Annotated in this window: 22 protein-coding genes and 1 tRNA gene; 9 read left to right on the plus strand and 14 right to left on the minus strand. The window is 48.8% G+C overall.

Annotated elements, in window-relative coordinates; all coding sequences use genetic code 11:
• Positions 1–58: 58 nt before the first annotated feature.
• From LOZ86_RS17155 to trmB, 3 genes are all read right to left on the minus strand, one after another.
• Positions 59–772 (minus strand): YggN family protein, encoded by a 714-nt coding sequence (locus LOZ86_RS17155; protein WP_039483818.1) that lies wholly within the window; start codon positions 770–772, stop codon positions 59–61.
• A 114-nt stretch (positions 773–886) separates the two neighbouring features.
• The gene (locus tag LOZ86_RS17160) at positions 887–1,231 is read right to left on the minus strand and encodes a YggL family protein (protein ID WP_039483816.1); all 345 of its coding nucleotides are present in this window, start codon (positions 1,229–1,231) and stop codon (positions 887–889) included.
• A gap of 1 nt (position 1,232) precedes the next feature.
• Positions 1,233–1,952: a tRNA (guanosine(46)-N7)-methyltransferase TrmB gene (trmB, locus tag LOZ86_RS17165; protein WP_039472184.1), complete on the minus strand. Its 720-nt coding sequence runs from the start codon at positions 1,950–1,952 to the stop codon at positions 1,233–1,235.
• 165 nt (positions 1,953–2,117) lie between these two features.
• Between trmB and mutY the strand changes: the two genes are divergently transcribed.
• From mutY to LOZ86_RS17185, 4 genes are all read left to right on the plus strand, one after another.
• A complete protein-coding gene (mutY, locus tag LOZ86_RS17170; RefSeq protein WP_039483814.1) occupies positions 2,118–3,224 on the plus strand; it encodes an A/G-specific adenine glycosylase in 1,107 nt (368 codons plus the stop codon).
• On the plus strand, positions 3,221–3,493 hold the full coding sequence (locus LOZ86_RS17175; protein WP_014700955.1) for an oxidative damage protection protein: 273 nt from the start codon (positions 3,221–3,223) through the stop codon (positions 3,491–3,493). The genes mutY and LOZ86_RS17175 overlap by 4 nt, the downstream gene beginning before the upstream one ends.
• Positions 3,494–3,545: 52 nt before the next feature.
• Complete coding sequence (gene mltC, locus LOZ86_RS17180; protein WP_039483813.1) at positions 3,546–4,619, plus strand: membrane-bound lytic murein transglycosylase MltC; 1,074 nt, start codon at positions 3,546–3,548, stop codon at positions 4,617–4,619.
• Between the two features lie 95 nt (positions 4,620–4,714).
• Entirely contained in the window at positions 4,715–5,806 is a 1,092-nt protein-coding gene (locus LOZ86_RS17185; protein WP_230242496.1) for a helix-turn-helix domain-containing protein, read from the plus strand.
• Here LOZ86_RS17185 and LOZ86_RS17190 read toward each other — a convergent pair.
• From LOZ86_RS17190 to LOZ86_RS17200, 3 genes are all read right to left on the minus strand, one after another.
• Complete coding sequence (locus LOZ86_RS17190; RefSeq protein WP_230242498.1) at positions 5,769–6,812, minus strand: alpha/beta hydrolase family protein; 1,044 nt, start codon at positions 6,810–6,812, stop codon at positions 5,769–5,771. The two genes, LOZ86_RS17185 and LOZ86_RS17190, sit on opposite strands and share 38 nt — an antisense overlap.
• Before the next feature lie 216 nt (positions 6,813–7,028).
• Positions 7,029–7,862, minus strand: coding sequence for a phosphoenolpyruvate hydrolase family protein (locus LOZ86_RS17195; RefSeq protein ID WP_106389063.1), 834 nt, complete (start codon positions 7,860–7,862; stop codon positions 7,029–7,031).
• Positions 7,863–7,874: 12 nt separating this feature from the next.
• Complete coding sequence (locus LOZ86_RS17200) at positions 7,875–9,098, minus strand: Tm-1-like ATP-binding domain-containing protein (protein ID WP_039483808.1); 1,224 nt, start codon at positions 9,096–9,098, stop codon at positions 7,875–7,877.
• 288 nt (positions 9,099–9,386) lie between these two features.
• Between LOZ86_RS17200 and LOZ86_RS17205 the strand changes: the two genes are divergently transcribed.
• Positions 9,387–10,016, plus strand: coding sequence for a TetR/AcrR family transcriptional regulator (locus LOZ86_RS17205; RefSeq protein WP_039483806.1), 630 nt, complete (start codon positions 9,387–9,389; stop codon positions 10,014–10,016).
• A gap of 79 nt (positions 10,017–10,095) precedes the next feature.
• Positions 10,096–10,836 carry an SDR family oxidoreductase gene (locus LOZ86_RS17210; RefSeq protein WP_039483804.1) on the plus strand — a complete coding sequence of 247 codons (741 nt, stop codon included), beginning with the start codon at positions 10,096–10,098 and terminating at the stop codon, positions 10,834–10,836.
• Between the two features lie 72 nt (positions 10,837–10,908).
• Here the strand turns inward: LOZ86_RS17210 and LOZ86_RS17215 are convergent, their stop codons facing one another.
• Positions 10,909–11,061, minus strand: coding sequence for a hypothetical protein (locus LOZ86_RS17215; RefSeq protein WP_165717303.1), 153 nt, complete (start codon positions 11,059–11,061; stop codon positions 10,909–10,911).
• 82 nt (positions 11,062–11,143) lie between these two features.
• Here LOZ86_RS17215 and ansP point away from each other — a divergent pair, with 82 nt between their 5' ends.
• A complete protein-coding gene (ansP, locus tag LOZ86_RS17220) occupies positions 11,144–12,595 on the plus strand; it encodes an L-asparagine permease (RefSeq protein WP_039483800.1) in 1,452 nt (483 codons plus the stop codon).
• 60 nt (positions 12,596–12,655) lie between these two features.
• Here ansP and LOZ86_RS17225 read toward each other — a convergent pair whose 3' ends face one another.
• Both LOZ86_RS17225 and LOZ86_RS21365 read right to left on the minus strand, forming a co-directional pair.
• Positions 12,656–14,809 carry an ornithine decarboxylase gene (locus LOZ86_RS17225; protein WP_039483798.1) on the minus strand — a complete coding sequence of 718 codons (2,154 nt, stop codon included), beginning with the start codon at positions 14,807–14,809 and terminating at the stop codon, positions 12,656–12,658.
• A gap of 231 nt (positions 14,810–15,040) precedes the next feature.
• The gene (locus tag LOZ86_RS21365; RefSeq protein ID WP_258210277.1) at positions 15,041–15,172 is read right to left on the minus strand and encodes a hypothetical protein; all 132 of its coding nucleotides are present in this window, start codon (positions 15,170–15,172) and stop codon (positions 15,041–15,043) included.
• Between the two features lie 507 nt (positions 15,173–15,679).
• On the opposite strand from LOZ86_RS21365, the gene LOZ86_RS17230 reads away from it, so the two are divergent.
• A tRNA-Phe gene (locus tag LOZ86_RS17230) sits at positions 15,680–15,755 on the plus strand.
• 159 nt (positions 15,756–15,914) lie between these two features.
• The gene (locus LOZ86_RS17235; RefSeq protein WP_111778446.1) at positions 15,915–17,168 is read left to right on the plus strand and encodes a tyrosine-type recombinase/integrase; all 1,254 of its coding nucleotides are present in this window, start codon (positions 15,915–15,917) and stop codon (positions 17,166–17,168) included.
• Between the two features lie 790 nt (positions 17,169–17,958).
• Here the strand turns inward: LOZ86_RS17235 and LOZ86_RS17240 are convergent.
• The 5 genes from LOZ86_RS17240 to LOZ86_RS17260 form a co-directional block, all read right to left on the minus strand.
• Positions 17,959–20,019, minus strand: a complete 2,061-nt coding sequence (locus LOZ86_RS17240; RefSeq protein WP_181892557.1) for a peptidase domain-containing ABC transporter — start codon at positions 20,017–20,019, stop codon at positions 17,959–17,961.
• On the minus strand, positions 20,009–20,788 hold the full coding sequence (locus LOZ86_RS17245) for an HlyD family secretion protein (protein ID WP_230242500.1): 780 nt from the start codon (positions 20,786–20,788) through the stop codon (positions 20,009–20,011). Before LOZ86_RS17245 ends, LOZ86_RS17240 begins: the two co-directional genes overlap by 11 nt.
• Positions 20,772–21,278, minus strand: a complete 507-nt coding sequence (locus tag LOZ86_RS17250) for an HlyD family secretion protein (protein WP_230242501.1) — start codon at positions 21,276–21,278, stop codon at positions 20,772–20,774. The genes LOZ86_RS17245 and LOZ86_RS17250 overlap by 17 nt, the downstream gene beginning before the upstream one ends.
• Positions 21,279–21,394: 116 nt before the next feature.
• Positions 21,395–21,712: a hypothetical protein gene (locus LOZ86_RS17255; protein ID WP_111778449.1), complete on the minus strand. Its 318-nt coding sequence runs from the start codon at positions 21,710–21,712 to the stop codon at positions 21,395–21,397.
• Positions 21,713–21,747: 35 nt separating this feature from the next.
• Positions 21,748–21,924 (minus strand): helix-turn-helix domain-containing protein, encoded by a 177-nt coding sequence (locus LOZ86_RS17260; protein WP_392391503.1) that lies wholly within the window; start codon positions 21,922–21,924, stop codon positions 21,748–21,750.
• Between the last annotated feature and the right edge of the window lie 6 nt (positions 21,925–21,930).

Raw genomic sequence — 21,930 nt, forward strand, 5'->3', positions numbered from 1 at the left:
ACGCCAAAAAACCGGGCAATGCCCGGTTTTCTTTAATATCGGTATACGTCGTGAATACTTATTTCAATGACTGCAACAGACTCTTGCGCTGATTTTCCAGCGATGTGACGCGGCCGCATACATCATTGCCAAAACGCTGGAACTCCAGTTCCTGATTGTTCCACTCGGCCTGAATCGCTTTCTGCAAACCACCGAGGTTGCCCATCATCGCCTGTAGTGGGTTGCCGCCGCTGGACATCTGTTTTACGCCCATCTCGTTCAGGCTGTCCTGCAAAACGCCGCCCATGCTTTGCTGCACGAGCTGCTTGCCATCTTGCTCAACTTGCTTAATCGCCTGATGGTGGAACGTCAGGCCATCGGTGCGGTGTTCGATAATTCGGTTCATCTGCTGCTTGAGCTGTTTATCCAGCGTAGTCAGACGATTGCGCACATTGCTGTCGCTGCCAAGCTCCTGCACGATGACGTTATCCAGCGCGACTCGCGCTTTTTCAAGATGCTGTTGTGCGCCCTGATCGATCCACGGCAGCTGCTGGCGTAAATCCGCCTGATAAGCTTTGGCTTTCTGGCGCTGTTCGGCATTCAGAGTCAGCGGTGTACCGTTACGGACGATATCGCCCTGCGGGGAGAGTTGTAAGTTGCCGCTGGCACCCACGACCTGTACGTGTTGCGGACTGATAATGATGTCGTCCTGCGGGTTCACGTTGCACTGGTAGGCCGCCTGCGCTTGCCAAGACAGCAACATCAATAAACCCAAGGTTATTTTACGCGACATATTTTCTCCTGAAGAAAACAACGGCAGTAGCGGGAGAGCGGCAATCCGCCCTTTGATGAGGCGGATAACGCCTGAGCCAGAATCAGCTCAGGCATGCCTTGATAAGACCAAGGATTACAGCAGGTGTTCTGGCAGATCCCACCAGATATCGAACAGATTGCTGACTTTCACGTCCGTCAGTTTCTGCTCTTCCAGCCAGCGGCTAACCAGTTGGCGATGCTCTTCGGTGCAGTGACCAATTTTTTGCAGACAGATCAGGCCTTCCCAGAGCAGATAACCGCTGCCTTCAAAGGCCAGTCCTTCTGGTTCAATGACGTCGTCAACGAACTTATCCATCAGCTGATCGATATCTTCTACGCTAGTGCCTTCTGGAAAGCGGAAGCTGACAGAAAAACCTAATTCCTGAAACTCATCAATGTGAAGCTTTTTACGTAAACGACGGCTACGAGCTTGTGCCATTTTATTTTATCCTCTCAAACATCAGATCCCACACGCCATGCCCCAAACGCTGGCCGCGTGCTTCAAATTTCGTCAGCGGACGGGACTCCGGCCGCTCAACGTACTCATTATTATTGGAAAGATTACGGTACTCGGTGACAGAGGTCATCACTTCGAGCATATGTTGTGCATAAGGTTCCCAGTCTGTTGCCATATGGAACACGCCGCCGACTTTCAGCTTACTCTGTACCAGTTGGACAAAAGGCACCTGGACGATACGGCGTTTATTATGGCGGGCTTTGTGCCACGGGTCTGGGAAGAAGAGTTGAACCATGGACAGTGAGCCATCCGGGATCATATTCATCAGCACTTCGATCGCATCGTGACACATCACGCGCAGATTGCTGATTCCCGCCTCTTGTGCGGCAGCAAGACAGGCTCCCACGCCCGGCAGGTGAACTTCGATACCGAGGAAATTCTGCTCAGGATGCTGTGCCGCCATCGTCACCAGCGAGGCGCCCATCCCAAAACCAATTTCCAGCACCACCGGCGCGTCACGACCAAATAGCGCGTTAAAATCGACCAGCTCGGTCTGATATTCCACGCCCATCACCGGCCAGTAGTTATCCAGCGCCAGCTGTTGCCCGTTAGTCAAGCGCCCCTGACGGCGGACAAAACTGCGGATACGACGCATCGGGCGCCCATTTTCATCAAATTCCGGTGAAATGACGTTGTTAATCATAAAGAGTGCTTACTTGCTGTCCGATTTCGTTAATGAAACGCGCATTATGCAAGGATACCGTGGTTTAGCAAGCCCACTGCCTCGGAAAGTTCCGGTTTACAGCACATTCACTCTGTGCTGGAATCACTATCAAACTTTTTACCTGCCGGATAGTGACCCCATTTTATGATGCAAGCGCAACAGTTCGCCCATCAGGTGCTGGACTGGTATCAACGCTATGGCCGCAAAACCCTGCCGTGGCAGCTTGAGAAAACTCCCTATAAAGTATGGCTATCCGAAGTGATGTTGCAACAAACGCAGGTCACCACGGTTATTCCCTATTTCCAACGCTTTATGGAACGCTTTCCGAACGTAAACGCCCTGGCGGCAGCGCCGCTGGACGAAGTGCTCCACCTGTGGACCGGGCTGGGCTACTACGCCCGCGCGCGCAATCTGCACAAAGCGGCACAGACCATCGTGTCACGTCACGGCGGCGAGTTCCCCACCACTTTTGATGAAGTCGCGGCATTGCCGGGCGTCGGGCGTTCCACCGCCGGCGCGGTGCTGTCGCTCGCGCTCGGCCAGCATTACCCGATTCTCGACGGTAACGTGAAGCGCGTGCTGGCACGCTGCTACGCTGTTGACGGCTGGCCGGGCAAGAAAGAGGTTGAAAAGAAACTGTGGGCGCGGAGCGAAGACGTCACGCCAGCCGAGGGCGTCAGCCAGTTTAATCAGGCGATGATGGATCTCGGTGCGATGGTCTGCACCCGCAGCCGCCCCAAGTGCGAACTGTGCCCGCTGAACACCGGCTGCATTGCCTACGCCAACCACAGCTGGGCGCAATACCCCGGCAAGAAGCCGAAGCAGACGCTGCCGGAGAAAACCGGCTGGTTCCTGCTGATGCAACAAGGTTCTCAGGTCTGGCTGCAACAGCGCCCTGCCGTCGGCCTGTGGGGCGGGCTATTTTGCTTCCCACAGTTCAGCGAACGTCGGGAATTGGAACTCTGGATGCACCAACGCGGTCTGAATCCTGATGGATTGCAACAGCTTGTCGCGTTCCGCCATACCTTTAGCCATTTTCATCTGGATATCGTTCCGCTCTGGCTGGACGTATCGCAGACCGATCGCTCACAAAACAGGTCCTGCATGGATGACGATGCAGGTCTCTGGTATAACTTAGCGCAGCCGCCGTCTGTCGGACTGGCCGCCCCAGTAGAACGCCTGCTGAGGGAGTTGGCTCACCCGCAGTCAACACGTTTGAAAGCCTGCGAAATTGATGAGGAAGAAGCATGAGCAGAACGATTTTTTGTACTTTTTTACAACGCGACGCCGAAGGGCAGGATTTCCAGCTCTATCCCGGCGATCTGGGCAAGCGCATCTATAACGACATTTCCAAAGAAGCCTGGGCGCAGTGGCAAACCAAGCAAACCATGCTGATCAACGAGAAAAAACTCAGCATGATGAATGTTGACGACCGTAAGCTGCTGGAACAGGAAATGATCAAATTCCTGTTTGAAGGAAAGGACGTACACATCGAAGGCTATACGCCTCCGAGCCACTGAGATGGCGGGCTTTCGGGCCCGCTTACGTCCCCATTCCGACACGGCTTGTTATATGAAGAAAATGTTAGCTCTGCTGGTGATTGCACCACTGCTGGTTTCCTGTTCAGGAAACAAAGGGAATGCCAACGACGAAGAGTTTCTCAAGGATACCAACGCCTTCGATATTTTGATGGGCCAGTTCGCCAACAACATCGAAAATATCTGGGGGATGAATGAAGTACTGATCGCCGGCCCTAAAGACTACGTCAAATACACCGATCAATATAAAACGCGTAGCCACATCAACTTTGATGCCGGTTCAATCACGATCGAAACCATTTCGGCAACCGACTCCGTTGCCAGCCTGCGTCAGGCGATTGTCACCACCCTGCTGATGGGCGATGACGCCAGTAACACCGATCTGTATTCCGACGCTAACGATATTCAAATCAGCCGCGAACCGCTGCTGTACGGACAGGTGCTGGATAACACCGGACAGCCGATCCGCTGGGAAGGTCGTGCCGCCAGCTTTGCGGATTACCTGCTCCAGAACCGTCTGCAAAAACGCACCTCCGGCATGCACGTTATCTGGTCGGTCACGATGCAGCTTGTCCCTAACCATCTGGATAAGCGCGCGCACAAATACCTGCCGCTGGTGCGTAAGGCTTCCGAGCGTTACGGCATTGAAGAGTCGCTGATTCTGGCGATTATGCAGACAGAATCGAGCTTCAACCCTTATGCCGTCAGCCGTTCCGATGCGCTGGGTCTGATGCAGGTGGTGCAGCACAGCGCAGGACGCGACGTCTTCAAGATGAAAGGGAAAGGGGGGCAGCCGAGCCGCAGCTATCTGTTCGATCCAGAACAAAACATCGACGCGGGTACCGCCTATCTGTCGATTCTGAAGAACAGCTACCTGGCCGGCATTGAGAACCCGACGTCAAAACGCTACGCCGTCATCACCGCATATAACGGTGGCGCAGGCAGCGTGTTGCGCGTCTTCTCCAGCGATCGCGATCGCGCCGTGGGCATGATCAACAACATGTCACCGAGCGATGTCTACCAAACGCTGACGACGAAGCATCCGTCTGGCGAATCACGTCGCTATCTGAACAAAGTGAACACGGCACAGAAAAATTACCGCCGCTAATTCACGCGCACCACAGAACGCTGCGCTACCGGGTTTATTCCGGTAGCGCGGTTTCATCAGACCAGATAGCTACCATAACGTTGTTGATAAACACGATGACCGCGATTCCTTTACCGTTTATTACCGCATTTCTGCTGGTTATTTTGTTTTTTCGCATCCAGTTTCTGGCTATTCACAACCATTCCCATAACAAGAACACCCAAAAGCGCAGTGCAACGGCAGAAGCGGTACTCATCGGCGTAAGCTGTTTTGCCCTGACGCTGGTGGCGTTACGTTGGGGCAGCCATGTTGCCTTACCCGCGTTTATTCAACCCGCGATTGCCGCATCGATTCCACCGCTGTTATGGCTGTGTCTTTTCCCCCACGGCGACAAGGCCGCAGAGGACATAACCCGCAGACATCGACGATCTCTCTGTCATCTGTTACCACCTTTACTCATCCTTGGCGCAAGCGCCATCCAGAGCAGAACAACCGTTCCGCTCATCGATCTGATGCTGGTGAGTATTTACTTCGGCTCTGGGGCAGCGCTGATTTACAGTGCTCACCGTCGGCAAACGTCATTACCTAGATGGAAAAGCGCGCCGTTTATCGCCGGGCTGTATGTGCTTATCTCCGGCGCTATAGACACCGTCATTGCACTGGATATCGCGTTCTACAGCGGCAATAGCGCGGCGACCATCATCACCGCGTTCCACATCGTCATGCTGGCGATATTGACCCTGCTGATCGTCACACACCGCTCGTCCCCGCAGGCAGGGCTTGCCGCGCCACCCGATCCGAAGCCTGAAGCTGTCCCTGCCACCAATGACGAACACCAGCTCGCGAAAGCGTTAGATGATTTCATCCGCACTCACGCGCTGTACACCGATCCGGGCATGACGCTTCAGCGCCTGAGCAGGCGTATGGGCATACCGCTCAGACGCCTGTCCGAAACCATCAACCGCGTTCACGGTCGTAATTTCTCGCAGGTGATGAACGAATATCGCATAGAGGAGGCTAAGCGCCTCCTCAGCCAAACGGATGACCGAATCACGGATATCATGCTGGCCAGCGGATTTCAGACTAAATCAAACTTCAACCGCGAATTTTTGCGGCTAACGGGGATGAGCCCCAGCGTCTGGCGTAGTCAGTACCCACTTCAGGAACAGACTACGGCTTCCGCCACGCCGCCTGAAGAAAATCGCTGACATCCTTCCCTATTTCCTGATGGATCTGCTCACGCGAACGCTCACCGCCGTCGAGACAAATCATGCCATCGCCCGGGCTCTCGGCGTTGATGATTTCAACAGCACCCGGCTTACAAAGCTGCATAAAGCTAAAATGCGTTGCGTCGGCAATTTCCTTATACGCTGAATGCGCTGGTGACAGCTTCTGCGCCAGATAGTGAGATTCCAGCTCGGCAGGTAGCTCGTCATTGGGATACCCCGCCGCCATAATCAATACGGGAATGTTTATCGCCGCCAGACTCTCTGCGGTAAACCCTCGCGCCAGCCCCATATCCAGCGAGACCACCGCACTGATGCGTGGATCGGCGAGTGATTTATCAAGCTGCGCACGCGATGCGGCACTTTTTGCGACCTGCATCTTTTCATAAACTTTGCAGGACGCCAGCCCGACGTGCGTCAGACAATCCTTCTCAAACTGTTCGGTATTGAAACGCCCACGAGCCAGCGCCAGCACCGTCCATCCCCCCAGCGAGTGACCCACAGCAGCAATGCGCTTCGCATCAACCTGCCCCGTCTTCTCTGGCGTAGCGAGTAATGCCGTAATGACGCGGCTGAGGTCATGAGGGCGTTGCCACAGAGCCTGAGCGTTCTCAGGGCGCATGTCTTTCGTCGTGGTTCCAGGATGATTGGGCGCAGCGACAATATAGCCTTGCTTAACCAACGCCTGCGCCAGCCAGAGTTGATTAAACCAGCTCCCGCTATAGCCGTGTGAAACCACAATCAAAGGATGTTCACCAGATTCCGGCTCGGCATTTTTACTCACCACAATGCCGGGAAAAGCAATATTTTCACCAATGGTCGTCGTCTGCGATGGTGACGAAGCCGGATAAAATACGGCGACGTCCAACGGCCTATTAGTGGCCTCATCCGCTAACGTTATTTGTTGAAACCCAATGCCCGCGCTTGCCATAACGCCAAAGCTGAGTAGTAAGTTCGTGAGTAGTCCTATCGTGATACGCCATGTCATACCTATTTCTCCGAAGTTTCCGTGCTGTGAAAAATAGCATTTATAACAATAACTTTCGTACCAACGCGACCTAAAACGCTATTTAGTACCTCTGTTTTATACACAAAAAACTACGGCCAGCATGTGCTGGCCGCATTCCCTGATATTGGCACAAAATTTACCCGTATTTCTTCCTGCTTTAGGACGTCGGTTAGGTATAGAGCCAAAAAAAGTCTGTTAACGCTTAATTTTTTTAAATTGCTGTGTCGTAGCCGTTAATGCGGTTTCTGTCGGCAGCCGCTCCATAGAGCTGGCACCGTAAAAACCATCACACTGCGGGCAGTGATCCATAATGAACTGTGCGTCCTGCGGTGTTGAAATCGGTCCTCCGTGGCACAGCACAATCACATCCTTACGGATGGATTTTGCCTCACGTGCCCAGTGATTAATCAACGGAACGCAATCCGCCAGATTAAGCGCGGTTTCCGCACCAATATTGCCACCAGTGGTTAACCCCATGTGCGGCACAATAATATCCGCCCCCGCTTTCGTCATCGCGACCGCATCTGCCGCACTGAACACATAAGGCGTAGTCAGCATGTCTTTCTCATGCGCCAGACGAATCATGTCCACCTCCAGCGCGTACCCCATTCCGGTTTCTTCCAGATTGGCGCGGAAATTACCGTCAATCAGCCCAACGGTTGGGAAATTCTGCACGCCAGAAAAACCCAGCGCTTTCAGATCATCCAGAAATTTATCAAACAGACAGAAAGGATCGGTTCCGTTCACGCCCGCCAGTACTGGCGTGTGCTTCACCACCGGCAGCACCTCTTTCGCCATATCCACGACGATCTCATTCGCGTTGCCGTAAGCCAACAGACCAGCCAGCGAACCTCTCCCCGCCATGCGATAGCGCCCGGAGTTGTAGATCACGATCAGATCGATGCCGCCCGCTTCTTCACATTTCGCGGAAAGCCCCGTTCCCGCGCCACCGCCGATAATCGGCTCACGGCGGGCGATCATGTCGCGGAATTTTGCCAGCAGTTCCTGACGATTTATGCCTGACATCATGCTTCTCCCTTCTTATTTCACTAACGCCCGAAACGCATCGACTGCGGCATGGGCAAATAAAGGATCGTTAATATGGAAAGGCAGACGAATAATCTGTCGTCTTGCCGTTTGCTGCACGACACTCTCCAACGTGCTGATAAACGCGTCACGGGCTTCTGGGTGCCAGAACGCCTGATTCGGCGCATCCAGTGCGGAGAAGCCGCCTTCCGGGATCAGGAAGCGCACCTCGCCTTCACAGCGGTTGAGCTTCTCCCCAATCCAGCGCGCCATCGCGATATTTTCGTCTATCGTGGTCCGCATCAGGGTGACCTGCGCGTTGTGGTTGTAGAACAGACGGTGCGCGTATTTCTCCGGCACGCTAGCGGGAGAACCAAAATTCACCATATCCAGCGCACCGCAGGACGCCACGTAAGGCACCTGCGTCTTGGCTATCGCATCAAACCGTTCCGGCCCGCAGGCCAACACGCCATCAAACAGTAAATCGCACACCTCAGTCGTTGTAAGGTCGAGCACGCCAGTGAGCAAATGGCTGTCCACCAGCTTTTCCATCGCTTTCCCACCGCTGCCCGTCGCGTGAAAGACCAGACAGTCAAACTCCGCTTCCAGCAATGCACTGGCTTCCTGAATGCACGGCGTCGTGACACCAAACATGGTCAGGCCAATCGCGGGCTTATCGTCATGATGCTCCTGGATATGAAACTTCACGGCGCCGGCGATCTGGTGCGCGGCGTTGCCGAGAACCTGACGAGAAATGCGGTTCAGGCCCGCCACATCGGTAACGGAGTACATCATGCTGATATCGCTGGCACCGATGTAACCGGAGATATCGCCGGAGGCCATCGTCGACACCATCAGCTTCGGCATACCAATCGGTAACGCCTGCATTGCGGGCGTAATCAGCGCGGTTCCGCCGGAGCCGCCGAGACCCAGCACCCCGGCAATATCATCGCGGGACAGCATAAAGTGCTCAAATGCAACGGCCATGGCGCTAATTGCGTGCCCTCGGTCATGGCAAAACACCGCCGATGCGCCCTGCGGATGGTAAGATGCCACCGTTGCGGCGCTGATATCTGTCGCCTCTGACACTTGTGTATCAGCTGACGGTGGTGTCGTTGACAGATCGACCGTGACCGTTTTTAAGCTTGTAGCGGCAATCAAATCGCGGACGTAAATCTGTTCCTTTCCTTTAGTATCAGCGGTACTTGCAATATAAACGCTGCCAACTTCACTTCTCATTTGGTATCCCTTCCACCGTTAGCGAAACAATTAACAGATTGATATAAATAGAAATTATAAAATTACAAAAACAGACAAGATTAATTTGTCGCCATATTGAGACTTGAGTATCAGAAAGACAAATCATTAAATACCCAAATGAGACAAAAGTCTCAAAATGTTATGTATGGCATTACATTAACAGTAAGAAAGCTTGACGTGGCACAAGAATCACTCAATTTGCTATAGTTCAGGCGACAACGCCGTGCTGCCCGATAGCGTCCGGCCCGAAAATTCAATGAGGTCTATGTGATTGAACGGGATGAAAAACTGACATCAACACGGGCGAAAACCCGTCGTTTACTAATTGATACTGCCATGAATATGTTCGATCAAGGCATATTCCCTTCCATTACGGATGTTGCCGCTGCGGCTCAACTTTCACGCGCGACGGCCTACCGCTATTTTCCGACGCAAAGTGCGTTAGTCTCCGCTGTTGTCGGCGAAAGCCTTGGCCCGATTCTGGCGTGGCACCCGACACAGCCGGACGCCAGTGAACGCGTTTCTGAGCTGCTGCACTTTGCTTACCCAAGAATGCTGGAGCATGAAGGTGCGCTGCGTGCAGCGTTACATCTGTCACTACAACAATGGGCCGATCGCCGCTCCAATCGCCTGCATACAGATACGCTGACACGCGGCAATCGTAAACGCCTGCTCAAAATTGCCACCGAACCGCTGGAAGGAAAAATCACGCCGGAAGCACAACAGCGGGTGATTTATGCGTTATCGCTTATTTATGGTTCGGAGGTTTTCCTGGTGCTGAAAGATATCTGGCATTTGGAAGAAGACGGCATTCAGGATGTCACGCAGTGGGTCGCCAAAGCCATTTTACGGCAGGCGGAAGAAGATGCCGCACAGGCAGCGTCACAGAAAACCTAACGAACACATTCATGCTGCGTTCCGCTCTGTCGCCGGGTACGCAGCAACGGAAGCACACACGTTGCCAAGGGAACATATGATGCTGAAAGGTAAACGCGCGATTGTCACCGGCGGTGGTCGCGATTTTGGACAAGCGGTATCCATCTGGCTGGCTCGCGAAGGGGTGAAGGTCGATCTTTGCGCCCGCAGATTGGCCGATGCACAGGCCAGCGTCGACATCATTCATCAGGAAGGCGGCACCGCGCGTGCGTATCAGTGCGATATTGCCAATCCTGATTCGGTCAGCAATTTTTCCGCTCAACTGCTGGAAGACAGCACGCCCGTCGATATTCTGGTACTCAGCGCCGCACAATGGCTGGAAGGCGTATTGGGGGAAGAAGACACCGATGCGGATATCGTCAGCACCATCAACTCCGGCCTGACCGGTTCTATTTTGCTCACCAAAGCGCTATTGCCGAGCTTACACCGTTCACAGGGTGCCGATATTCTGGCGATGGTTTCCGTCTGCGGCGTACCACAGTTCCATGACTCTATCGCCCACCCCGCGTTCTTCGCCGCCAAGCACGGCATGAGCGGCTTTAGCCAGAATCTGGCACATCATGTCGCGCAGGAAAACATTCGCGTGACGGGGTTTTATCCACCAGATTTTGAGGTCACTGGCTTTGATCACAGCCCCGCGAGCGGGGAAAAAATGGGCGAGCATCTGCTGAACGCCCGTTCGATATGGGAAACCATGCGTTTCGTGCTTATCCAGCCGCGCAGTTGCCATATCAACGCCATCCATTTTCAGGGGCCGACGCGCGCAGATATCGGCGTGTAACCCATCACCTTTTGCGTTTCATCCCGCTCCGGTATTTATCACATAACCGGGGCGGTGAAGGGTGTTCCCCGCCTAACGCACCGCGTTCCCCCACACCATCATGCTCTGACACACTTTCCTTCCATCCATTTTTTGCCACAGCACGCAGGAAAAGGTAGCATCGCTGCCGTTGTTTTCTGCCATGCGGCTGACCGTGCTCAGCGCACTATAAAATGTCGCGAACAAAAACGTAATCAATTGAATTTTAAATAATAATAGCGAACGCATCGCCACGAGATGCGTGACAGACAGGAAAACACGGACACCAATGACAGAACATTCCTCCCCTCACGGCGAGCGTCATGCCGCTGAACAGCGTCTCCATGAAAAGGGTTATCACCAAAGTCTCGGCAATCGCCATGTGCAGATGATCGCAATTGGCGGTTCCATCGGCACCGGGCTGTTTCTTGGCGCAGGTGCGCGTCTGCAAATGGCAGGGCCAGCGCTGGCGTTGGTCTATCTGGTTTGTGGCATTTTCTCCTTTTTCATCCTGCGCGCGCTGGGCGAACTGATCGTGCATCGCCCCACCAGCGGTAGCTTCGTGTCGTACTCGCGTGAGTTTCTGGGTGAAAAGGCCTCCTACGTGGCAGGCTGGATGTACTTCCTCAACTGGGCGATGACTGGGATTGTCGACATCACCGCTGTCGCACTCTACATGCACTACTGGGGTACGTTTGCCGATGTCCCACAGTGGCTGTTCGCGCTGGGTGCGCTGTCTATCGTCACGCTGATGAACCTGATTGGTGTGAAGTGGTTTGCCGAAATGGAGTTCTGGTTTGCGCTGGTAAAGGTCGCGGCTATCGCCATTTTTCTGGTGGTCGGCACGGTCTATCTCGGCACGGGCAGCCCGCTGGATGGCAACACGCCCGGCCTGCACCTGATTACCGATAACGGCGGCCTGTTCCCGCACGGCATTCTGCCTGCACTGGTGCTGGTTCAAGGGGTGATATTTGCCTTTGCCGGTATCGAGATCATCGGTACCACCGCAGGCGAATGTAAAAACCCGGAGCAGGTGCTGCCGAAAGCAGTCAACAGCGTCATCTGGCGTATTGGCCTGTTCTACGTCGGTTCTGTCGCGCTATTGGTCTGCCTGCTGCCGTGGAACGCCTATCAGGCCGGACAAAGCCCGTTCGTGACTTTCTTCAGCAAGCTGGGCGTTCCCTATATCGGGACGATCATGAATATCGTGGTGCTGTCCGCTGCGCTGTCCAGCCTGAACTCTGGCTTGTACTCGACGGGCCGCATTCTGCGCTCGCTGTCGCTGGGTGGTTCGGCTCCCGCTTTCCTGTCGAAAATGAGCAGCCAGTCAGTGCCGTATACCGGTATTTTGGTCACGGTCGCCATCCACATTATCGGCGTGGTGCTGAACTACGTGGTGCCATCGCAGGTATTCGAGATCGTCCTGAATATCGCCTCGCTCGGCATTATCTGCTCCTGGGCGTTCATCATTCTGTGTCAGATGCAGTTGCGTAAAGCGATTCGTCAGGGCAAAGCCAAACCGGTGGCGTTCAAAATGCCCGGTGCGCCCGTGACATCGTGGCTGACGCTGGCTTTTCTGGTGAGCGTATTGGGATTGATGGCGTTTGATTACCCGAACGGCACCTGGACGGTTGCAACAATTCCGGTATTGGCGATCATGCTGATGATCGGCTGGCGCGGGCTGAAAAAGCAGCGTGACACGGTGAAACTCGCCAACCAGCAGGAATCCAGCCTGCGTTAAGACAGAAAAAACTCAGGCTCGTTTCCGAGCCTGAGTTTCATGAGCTGAAGAGAAAGGCAATTACTGTTCTACCACGTAACCGTACAGACGCTTGCTGCCATCTTCTTCCGCAACGCTGTAAACGCCCTGCAATTCCGGAGAGAAGCCCGGTAACAGGTTAATACCCGCTTCCAACGCCAGAAAATAGCGCTGTACCGCCCCGCCCCAGGTTTCCCCCGGCACGACACACAGTACGCCCGGCGGATACGGCAATGCCCCTTCTGCCGCGATACGGCCTTCCGCTTCGTCGATAGGAATCAGCTCGATATTCCCGCGCACAAATTCCCTGTTAGCATCCTGTGGCAACATCACCACGGACGGAAACTCGGTTTTGCGGAACATCGCTTTTTGCAGATCTTTCACGTTGTGCTGCGCGTAAAAATCATGCATTTCCTGACACAGCCGACGCAGTCGGTAGCCGCGATAACGCTCTTTGTATTTCTGGTACAGGCTAGGCAGCACTTCACTCAGCGGCGCATCGCGGGCGATCAGCGTCTCGAAATGCACCAGCGCATTCACCAGCTCCTGCATTTTGGCAGCGTCTTCCGCTGGCGTTAGCAGGAACAGGATTGAGTTCATGTCGCATTTTTCAGGGATAATGCCGTGCTCGCGCAGATAGTTAGCAAGGATCGTCGCCGGAATACCAAATTCGGTATAATCGCCGCTAGTCGCATCAATGCCCGGCGTCGTCAGCAGTAACTTGCAAGGATCGATAAAATACTGATCCTCGGCGTACCCTTCGAACGCATGCCATTTCTCGCCCGGCTCAAAATTGAAGAAGCGCACGTCCTGCGCGATCGTCTCTGTATCGTGATCCTGCCAGAGCGCGCCGCCTACCGTCACGGGTACGAACGGTTTGATGAGCGAACAACGCGTCAGCAACTGCTTACGCGCCTCAATGCCCAGCTTCACGCAGTCCATCCACATACGACGCCCGCTTGCCCCTTCATGCATTTTGGCATTGACGTCTAGGGCAGCAAACAGCGGATAAAACGGGCTGGTCGAAGCATGCAGCATAAAGGCGTTATTCAGCTGCTTATGGTTGCAGAAACGACGCTGGCCTTTGATGTGGGTATCTTTCTTGTGGATCTGCGAAGTCTGGGAGAAACCGGCCTGCTGCTTATGTACCGACTGAGTCACGAAAATCCCCGGATCGTTCTCATTCAGATCCAGCAACAGCGGCGAGCACTGCTCCATCATCGGGATAAACTGCTCGTAGCCGACCCAGGCGGAGTCAAACAGAATGTAGTCGCACAGATGCCCGATGCTATCGACCACCTGACGCGCGTTATAAATCGTGCCGTCATAGGTGCCGAGCTGGATGACGGCCAGACGGAACGGGCGCGCCTCGTTGGCACGTTCCGGTGCAACTTCCGCAATCAGCTTGCGCAGATAGGCTTCGTCAAAACAGTGCGCATCCACGCCGCCGATAAAGCCGAACGGATTGCGTACGGTTTCCAGATAGACTGGCGTCGCACCCGCCTGAATCAGCGCACCGTGATGGTTGGATTTATGGTTGTTGCGGTCAAACAGCACCAGATCGCCACGCGCCAGCAGCGCGTTCGTCACCACTTTGTTCGCAGAGGAGGTGCCGTTCAACACGAAATAGGTTTTATCGGCGTTAAACACGCGTGCAGCGTGCTTCTGCGCCTTCTTCGCTGCCCCTTCATGGATCAGCAAATCGCCCAGTTTGACGTCCGCGTTACAAATGTCCGAACGAAAAACGTTCTCACCGTAAAACTCAAAAAACTGACGCCCCGCCGGATGCTTGCGGAAGAACTGACCGCCCTGATGCCCCGGGCAGGCAAACGTCGTGTTTTTCATGTTGACGTACTTGGTCAGCGTATCGAAAAACGGCGGCAATATCGCATCCTGATAGGCTTTCGCCGCACGCTCCAGCATGTTCGCATGCTCACCTTCATCATCGAGAATCAGCCATTCGCTACCCGCAGGCAGCACATCTAACTCTTTATCTTCATCAGGCTCTTCGACAAACGCCGGAATACTAAAACCGGTGTGCTGCAATATCGACAGAATACCGCTGCGGGCTTCCTCAATAGAAACCACGACCGCCGCCACATCAGTGAAGTCAGTCTGACTCAACGCGACAATCTCGCGCGTTGTGATTAAACGGGTGGCAACCGCTGCATTCGCCGCAATTTTTAACTGTTTCATGTAACCAAACCCAAACGGTTAAAGGTAAGTGTACGTGCCTGGAAGACACCGTTCAGGGATAACAATCCCGACCAATCACAATGCCAATCAATAACGACAAGCGTATGATCCCTACAGGTAAACTGTAGGCTAAGAATGGAAAAACTGGAGCCAGCACCATCCGATAGACATCAGTAAAAGCAGAGGCGGACTCTATTTTTACTCATGCCTAACAGCGAGCGAACGAACGCCTCACCGCATGGTGAAGGAGGATAATCGACGGGGAGAAAAGTAAATCGCGCAGTGGTGAGAAGAAGAAACGCGCAGCGACGTCATCAACGAACTGGCGCAAGCAGGCTGCACCATGAGCAATGAATCTGACATATCGGCGATCCTCTTTAGCTAACGCTAACTACGCTTAAAGGGGCGTTCAGGTGAACGAGACGTTAAAAACCGCGCAATAGTGGCATTATTCTTCATCAAATTCAACAATCCAGCCCGCACTCAAGACGGTAAAAAGTGCAACGAAACATGCCGCGCGCATCGGGAAGAAACATTACCACGCTATACCCTAAATAATTCGAGTTTCAGGACAAAACGTTAGCGTTTTGAACAACGCAACGCGTTGGCCCGTAAGGGCGAGGCTCATTTATGAGTCTCGTAATGCGGCAAGGAAAGGAGTCCCGATGAGCTTACTCAGGTAAGTGATTCGGGTGACTGAGCGAAGCCAACGCACATGCAACTTGAAGTATGACGGGTATAAGCGTGCTGAAAGGATCGCCAGGAATCGGCTAGCAAATAATACAATTGCCTGAAAATAGCGCAGGCGCTCCGCTTTGTGACAGAAACCCGTTGACGCCACGCGGCCAATACGGTTTAATGCGCCCCGTTGCCCGGATAGCTCAGTCGGTAGAGCAGAGGATTGAAAATCCTCGTGTCCTTGGTTCGATTCCGAGTCCGGGCACCACCTTTCCTTTTTTATGCTTCCTTATCAATCCCTATGTTGTTGTGATTCAATAAGTTGGCGTAAAAATCTTTTCCGATGCGTTTTGATTTATCCCTTCGTATCGGGGAATTTGTGGGTCAGATTGCGGGTCATTCAGTTCGACAACTGGAGTGACCATACATGTTAACTGACAGCAAAATCCGCTCAGCAAAACCTCTCGCAAAATCATACAAACTCACCGACTCGCAAGGCCTGTACCTATCGGTATCGACCAGTGGCGCTAAGCTATGGTATTTCCGCTATCGCCTCAACGGTAAAGAAAGTCGTCTGGCCTTTGGCCCTTACCCTCAGACTACGCTGGCGGAAGCCCGTGAAAAGCGCGATGCAGCGCGGAAGCTACTGGCGTCTGGTATCAGACCCTATCAGCGTCGCAAGACACATAACAATACCGTTGATGAATCCCGCACATTTCAGTATGTCGCGACAACATGGCAATCCAGCAACCTTAAACTCTGGTCTGAAACCCACGCCGATAAAATTCTCACCTGCCTGAAACGCTACGTTTTCCCCACCATTGGCGCAATGGATATCGCTCAGGTTGAAACCCGCCACTTGGCGCAGCTTGTGAAGGCGATTGACGATAAAGGTGTACATGACGTCGCCGGTCGGGTGCGTCAGCATCTGACCAAAATCATGCGCCACGCGGTACAGCAAGGAGTAATCAAATATAATCCAGCTTACGATCTGGATGGAGTCGTGACCCCGGTCAAGACCCAACATCACCCTGCCCTGCCGCTAAAACGCCTGCCTGAACTGCTTGAGAAGATAGATAGCTACAAAGGCCGGATACTAACCCGTCTGGCGCTGGAATTAAGCCTGCATGTTTTCCTGCGCTCCAGTGAGCTACGTTTTGCCCGCTGGGATGAATTCAACCTGAAAGCGCATATCTGGAGTGTGCCCGCCCAGCGCGAAGCCGTAAACGGCGTGCGATTCTCAGAACGCGGTGCCAAGATGAAGGATGAACATCTGGTTCCGCTATCACGGCAGGCGGTCACCCTGCTGAAACAGATTCAGGCGATTTCCGGTGAGTCGGTCTTCGTTTTTCCGGGCGCACATACTCTGAACAAGCCGATAAGTGAGAACACCATCAACAAGGCGCTGCGAGTAATTGGCTACAACACCAGAACCGATGTATGTGGCCATGGTTTCCGCACAATGGCTTGTAGTGCCCTGAATGAATCAGGTCTGTGGTCAAAAGACGCCATTGAGCGGCAGATGAGCCACAAAGAACGCAACAGCGTGCGGGCTGCCTACGTGCATAAGGCGGAGCATCTGGAAGCGAGAATAGAAATGATGCAGTGGTGGTCGGATTATCTCGATGAATGCATAGAAGGGTATGTTGCACCTTACATATTTGCACGACAGCATAAATAAAATAATTTTTGTTGTCTAAATGGACTAGACTCTGAATATCCAGGATAACAGGTATCACTTAAGATTTACCGAAACACAGTGGCAATTCCAGATGGTTAATACAGCGCTGACGAATAAAAGACAGAAAGTGCCAAGTATTATCATAAACAGCGTGGGCCGGATATGTTGTTTAAACAGCTCCCGAAATAATTCGGTGTAACTGCTAATGTGTATTAAAGATGACCGCGCTGTCAGTCAGCGAACTAGATAATATAATAACTTATTGCCAGCCGCCAATTCTGGATCGGCATATTCCATTTTTTAAAGCATCCGTCATCGCTAAGTAAATTGTAAATAGACTCATTTTAGTTTCACGCACTTCCTGATATTCTGGCAGTTGAAGTTGTATTCGGTATTCTTCAGGTATTGGGCTGTTCAGTGATTCATTCAAACGTTCACAGTCATATTCTGACAGCCATTTCTCCGGAATTTTGCAGAACACATCTTTAACTAATGAAATTTATCATTACATAACGTTTTAATTGCATTTGCTATTTTTTAATGAAGATTCAGCACAATCGGAGTTAGAATAATTAACGATATATTTCTGCCATGTCCGCTGAACGTATTGCTGAGCCACAGCATTTTTCGCAACTTCTAAAGTACAGGATACTATTATTCAGTTTCCTGTAGATTTGATTATTGTTATGAAGGCGTGAGCACATGCAACGTCACGGCGTCACTAATCTAAATAGAAACGCACACTGGTTGCCACCTCTATATGCCGCTAACAAGGCATATACATCCATTTTTACAGTCGAAAAATTCTATTTGCGAATTTAATAGTTGATTGTCTGTGCGCTATAACTACTCGAGTAATATTTAATTCACTAATAGAAATATTTATTATCTTTTCATTCTCATCATCTAAGTGGCTCGTCGCTTCATCTAAAAAAAGTATCCGTGGTTTTTTATATAAAGCTCTGGCTATCATAATCCGTTGCTTTTGCCCTCCCGATAAAGAATTACCTAGCTCACTTATTTCCGTAAGATATCCCTTAGGTAAACCAGTTATAAACTCATGGATATTACATCTTTTAGTGCAGCTAATAACAAAGCTCATATCTGCATGTTCATCAAAACATGTAATATTGTCGATAACAGTACCGGACAAGAGTTTATCTTCCTGCAAAACACAAGCGATAATTTTTCTATAATCTTTTAAGCCAGAACTGTAAATTGAAACGCCATTTACAAAAACATCTCCTTTTGTAGGCTGTATTAGGCCTGCCATTATTTTCAATAAAGTTGACTTGCCAACTCCTGAGTCACCAACAATTGTTATATTTTCCCCATAATTTATTTTTAGTGAAACATTATTTAAAACGTTTTCTTTTTCGTTGAAAGAATAACATACATTTTTAAGCTCAATTTGAGGGTGGGAATTTATATCACTATAACAAAATTCATTAGATGCGTGGAAGTCTTTTTCTTGAAGAGCTACTTCAGCGATTCGCCTGCCATGCAAATCAACTATTTTAAATCTAAGCATAATATCGACAATGTTAGAGAAACGATCAGCAAATACTCCTCTATATGAGTTAAAAGCAATAAACATCCCTATACTCATATCATGAGATATAACCATAGAAGCGGACAAAAACAAGATAATCACTTGTTCCACTGAGACAATTAAGGAATTCACTTCCAAAAATAACATATTGAACTTATCTATATTTATTTCGGCATTATTATTTTTAACTAAGAGGTTTAGCCAACGGTCATTTCTTATTTGCTCCATACTTAATGATTTAATGGTAAGGAGGCTATATAGTGTCTCCATAATATGAGAATTACTTTGAGCATTGGTGATTATTTTCTCTTTTTCTAGATTTTGGTATTTATCATATGTTAACACGCGCAACAATGCATAAAAAAATGAAAATCCAAGAACAACAGCGACAAGCCAGCCCCCATAGAAAAGCATCATTATTGTAAGTGATATAATCATTATCAAATCGATAACACCACGAATTAAAACCTCGCTATACGTTTCCTTTATAAAATTAAGTGAATCAAATCTATCTCTAATATCACCAAGTTTTTTGTCATTAAAGAATGACAAAGGTAGATTTATTAGGTGCCAAAAAAAACTACTTTTCCATTGAATATCCAGAAGAGATGTCATTACAATAGATATCCAAGAGCGAATCAAACTAGCTATGGTTTTAAATATAACAAATGCGGCAAGTCCAAGGCAAATAACCACTAGCAAATTTGAGTCTTTAGATATCACTACATTATCCATTATTAATTGTGTACCGATTGGTAGCAAAAGATTTATGATCTCTATTAATATAGATAATGTAATTAGTTTTGAAAAAAATGATTTTATATTTTCTATTTTAAAAAAAAGCGTCCAGACATTCATCCCCCCCCCTTTTTTAGTGAATTCTGTTTTTTTATAAACCTCATATACATCAACGAGATCAAGGGGCATGTTTTCTTTTATCAATCCTTTTTTCGTATCAAAAACAAGATAATATTTATTAGTTGTTTTTAGTATTACTATGAATTCCCCGTTTGCTTTTTTTGCTAAAACTGGTGTTTTTTGCTTTGTTTTTTCTTCTTTAAAATTTACTTTTCTGATAATTAGATTAGAAGTTTTCGCCAGAAAATCTAGATTTCCTTTTTCTTCAGTGTGCAGCAGGGCTTCATTACATGAAAATTCACCAAGCTCAGTTTTCAAATACCGCCCAAGAAAGGCGAAACAAGATGTAATGTTATTGTTTGAAATTAAGTCGTTGTAGTAAACCCCTACGCTGTTAAAGAACTGTAATTTCAATTGCCTAATAATATGACTATTCATCATCCACACCTTTAATTGCATTATTTATTTTATATATAGGAGAGAAAATCCAATCATATAAACGCCTTGAGTCATATGGTATTATGATATGAGCTATCATGTTATTTTTTAACTCAAAGTTATTGTTTTTCAATTTGACATTTTGTTTTATGTTGGATATTTTTATTTTGTAAAACGTTAAAGAACCACTATATTGCTCTGGCAATAGATTATATTGAGAAATTTCTTCTTGCGACGCAGATACATTAGATATAAATGATACATTCCCGTTAAATTGTCCATATTGCTCATAAGGAAAAGCATCATACCGAATAACAACTTCATCGTTAACTTTTAAATACGGCATAACATAATTAGGTACCCAAGAAATTATTTCATATTGTTTTTTTTGAGGAGCAACCTTCATGAGAATATTACCATTCTTTATCTGTTCATCAATAGAAAAATTTACAGACTCGATGATACCAGAGATCGGTGATGGTATAATTAACTCCTCTGCAACTTTAATTTCATTTAGCTTGTTTTGCAAGTCTAATATTTCACTTCTCTTTAAGCCATCTGATTTATAATTGTCACTTTTTATTTCTTGTATTCTGTTTCTCAAATCGATAATTTTTGTTTTTATTTCATTTTTCTGCAACAACACAGATTGATATAAGTTATATTGCTGATAATAATTATAGGACTGATTTAATAATTGTTCTTTAGTTATTAATCCTTTTTTTAAATACCCATCAAACTCAACTTTATTTTTTTTAAAAATAAGTACCATTATTTATATCAACTTCAATTTTATTTATGTCTATAAGTAACTCGTTGTATTGGTTTATTTGTTGTTCTAACGAATGTATTCTTTCTTCTGAAAGATTATTTTGGTCAACGATTATTTTATTTGCTATTCTTATTTTTTCTTGTATATTCCTTGAACGTAAGTATGTTTCTTCCCCATCTTTTATAACGGCACTTGAATTAATAGATAGTAATGGCTCACCTTGCTTGACTAAGTCCCCTGGGTGATAAAAAATTTTTTTTATAATTCCTTGATTAGTGGCATATATATTTATTGTTTTAGGGTGACTAATTATCTCACCTTCTAGTTCAATTTTTTTTGATAAGTTACAAAAGAATAATAAGTAAAAAACAACACATAAAAATAAAACCAATAAATAATATACAATAGATGAGTTAAATGTATTAATTAAAAGAGCGTCACCATTCCATTTCATGGGTTCATTATAATTACTTTTATTATCTTTGTTCATACTAGCACCAGTGACGTAGTTGTATAGTATAGAAGCATAAAAAGTGAATAATGATTATTCCCATCTCATTTCTATTAGAATGTAATAGCAAGAGACAGGAATAATCACAATGAATGTTACAAAATATTTTCAATCAAACAATCTTTAAATGCTTTGACCTCATGTTGCTCAGCATTACTAAGTTCTTTGTTCGTATTATCGCTTATTGACATACTCCCCTCTGGTTTCAATTTACTTTTTGATGCATCAATTGTAACATTTAAATTCAAAGAGTAAGTTCTACCATTTTCAGGCAATAGTTTTGCGCATTGACTAATTATTCCGACATGTTTTAATTCTGTTGGACTCGGCGTTTGTGACGTTTTTGCATATGTAATAGCAGGAGCGATACATATAATTATAGCACTTAAAAGATATTTTACATTTGTACTCATGATATCACCTTTGATTATCGGTTGATTATGTAGAGTTATTCTTCGTATTGAAGAATATCTCCAGGCTGACACTCTAAAACCCTACATATTTTTGCTAATGTATTAAATCTTATTCCTTTCGCCTTCCCATTTTTTAGTATAGATAAGTTTTGTTCCGTGATACCGATCTCTTCCGCTAAATAACGAGATGTGATTTTTTTCTTAGTTAGCATTAAATC

Origin of the sequence: Pectobacterium parvum, from assembly GCF_020971565.1 — a bacterium.
GTDB classification, from domain to species: Bacteria; Pseudomonadota; Gammaproteobacteria; order Enterobacterales; family Enterobacteriaceae; genus Pectobacterium; species Pectobacterium polare.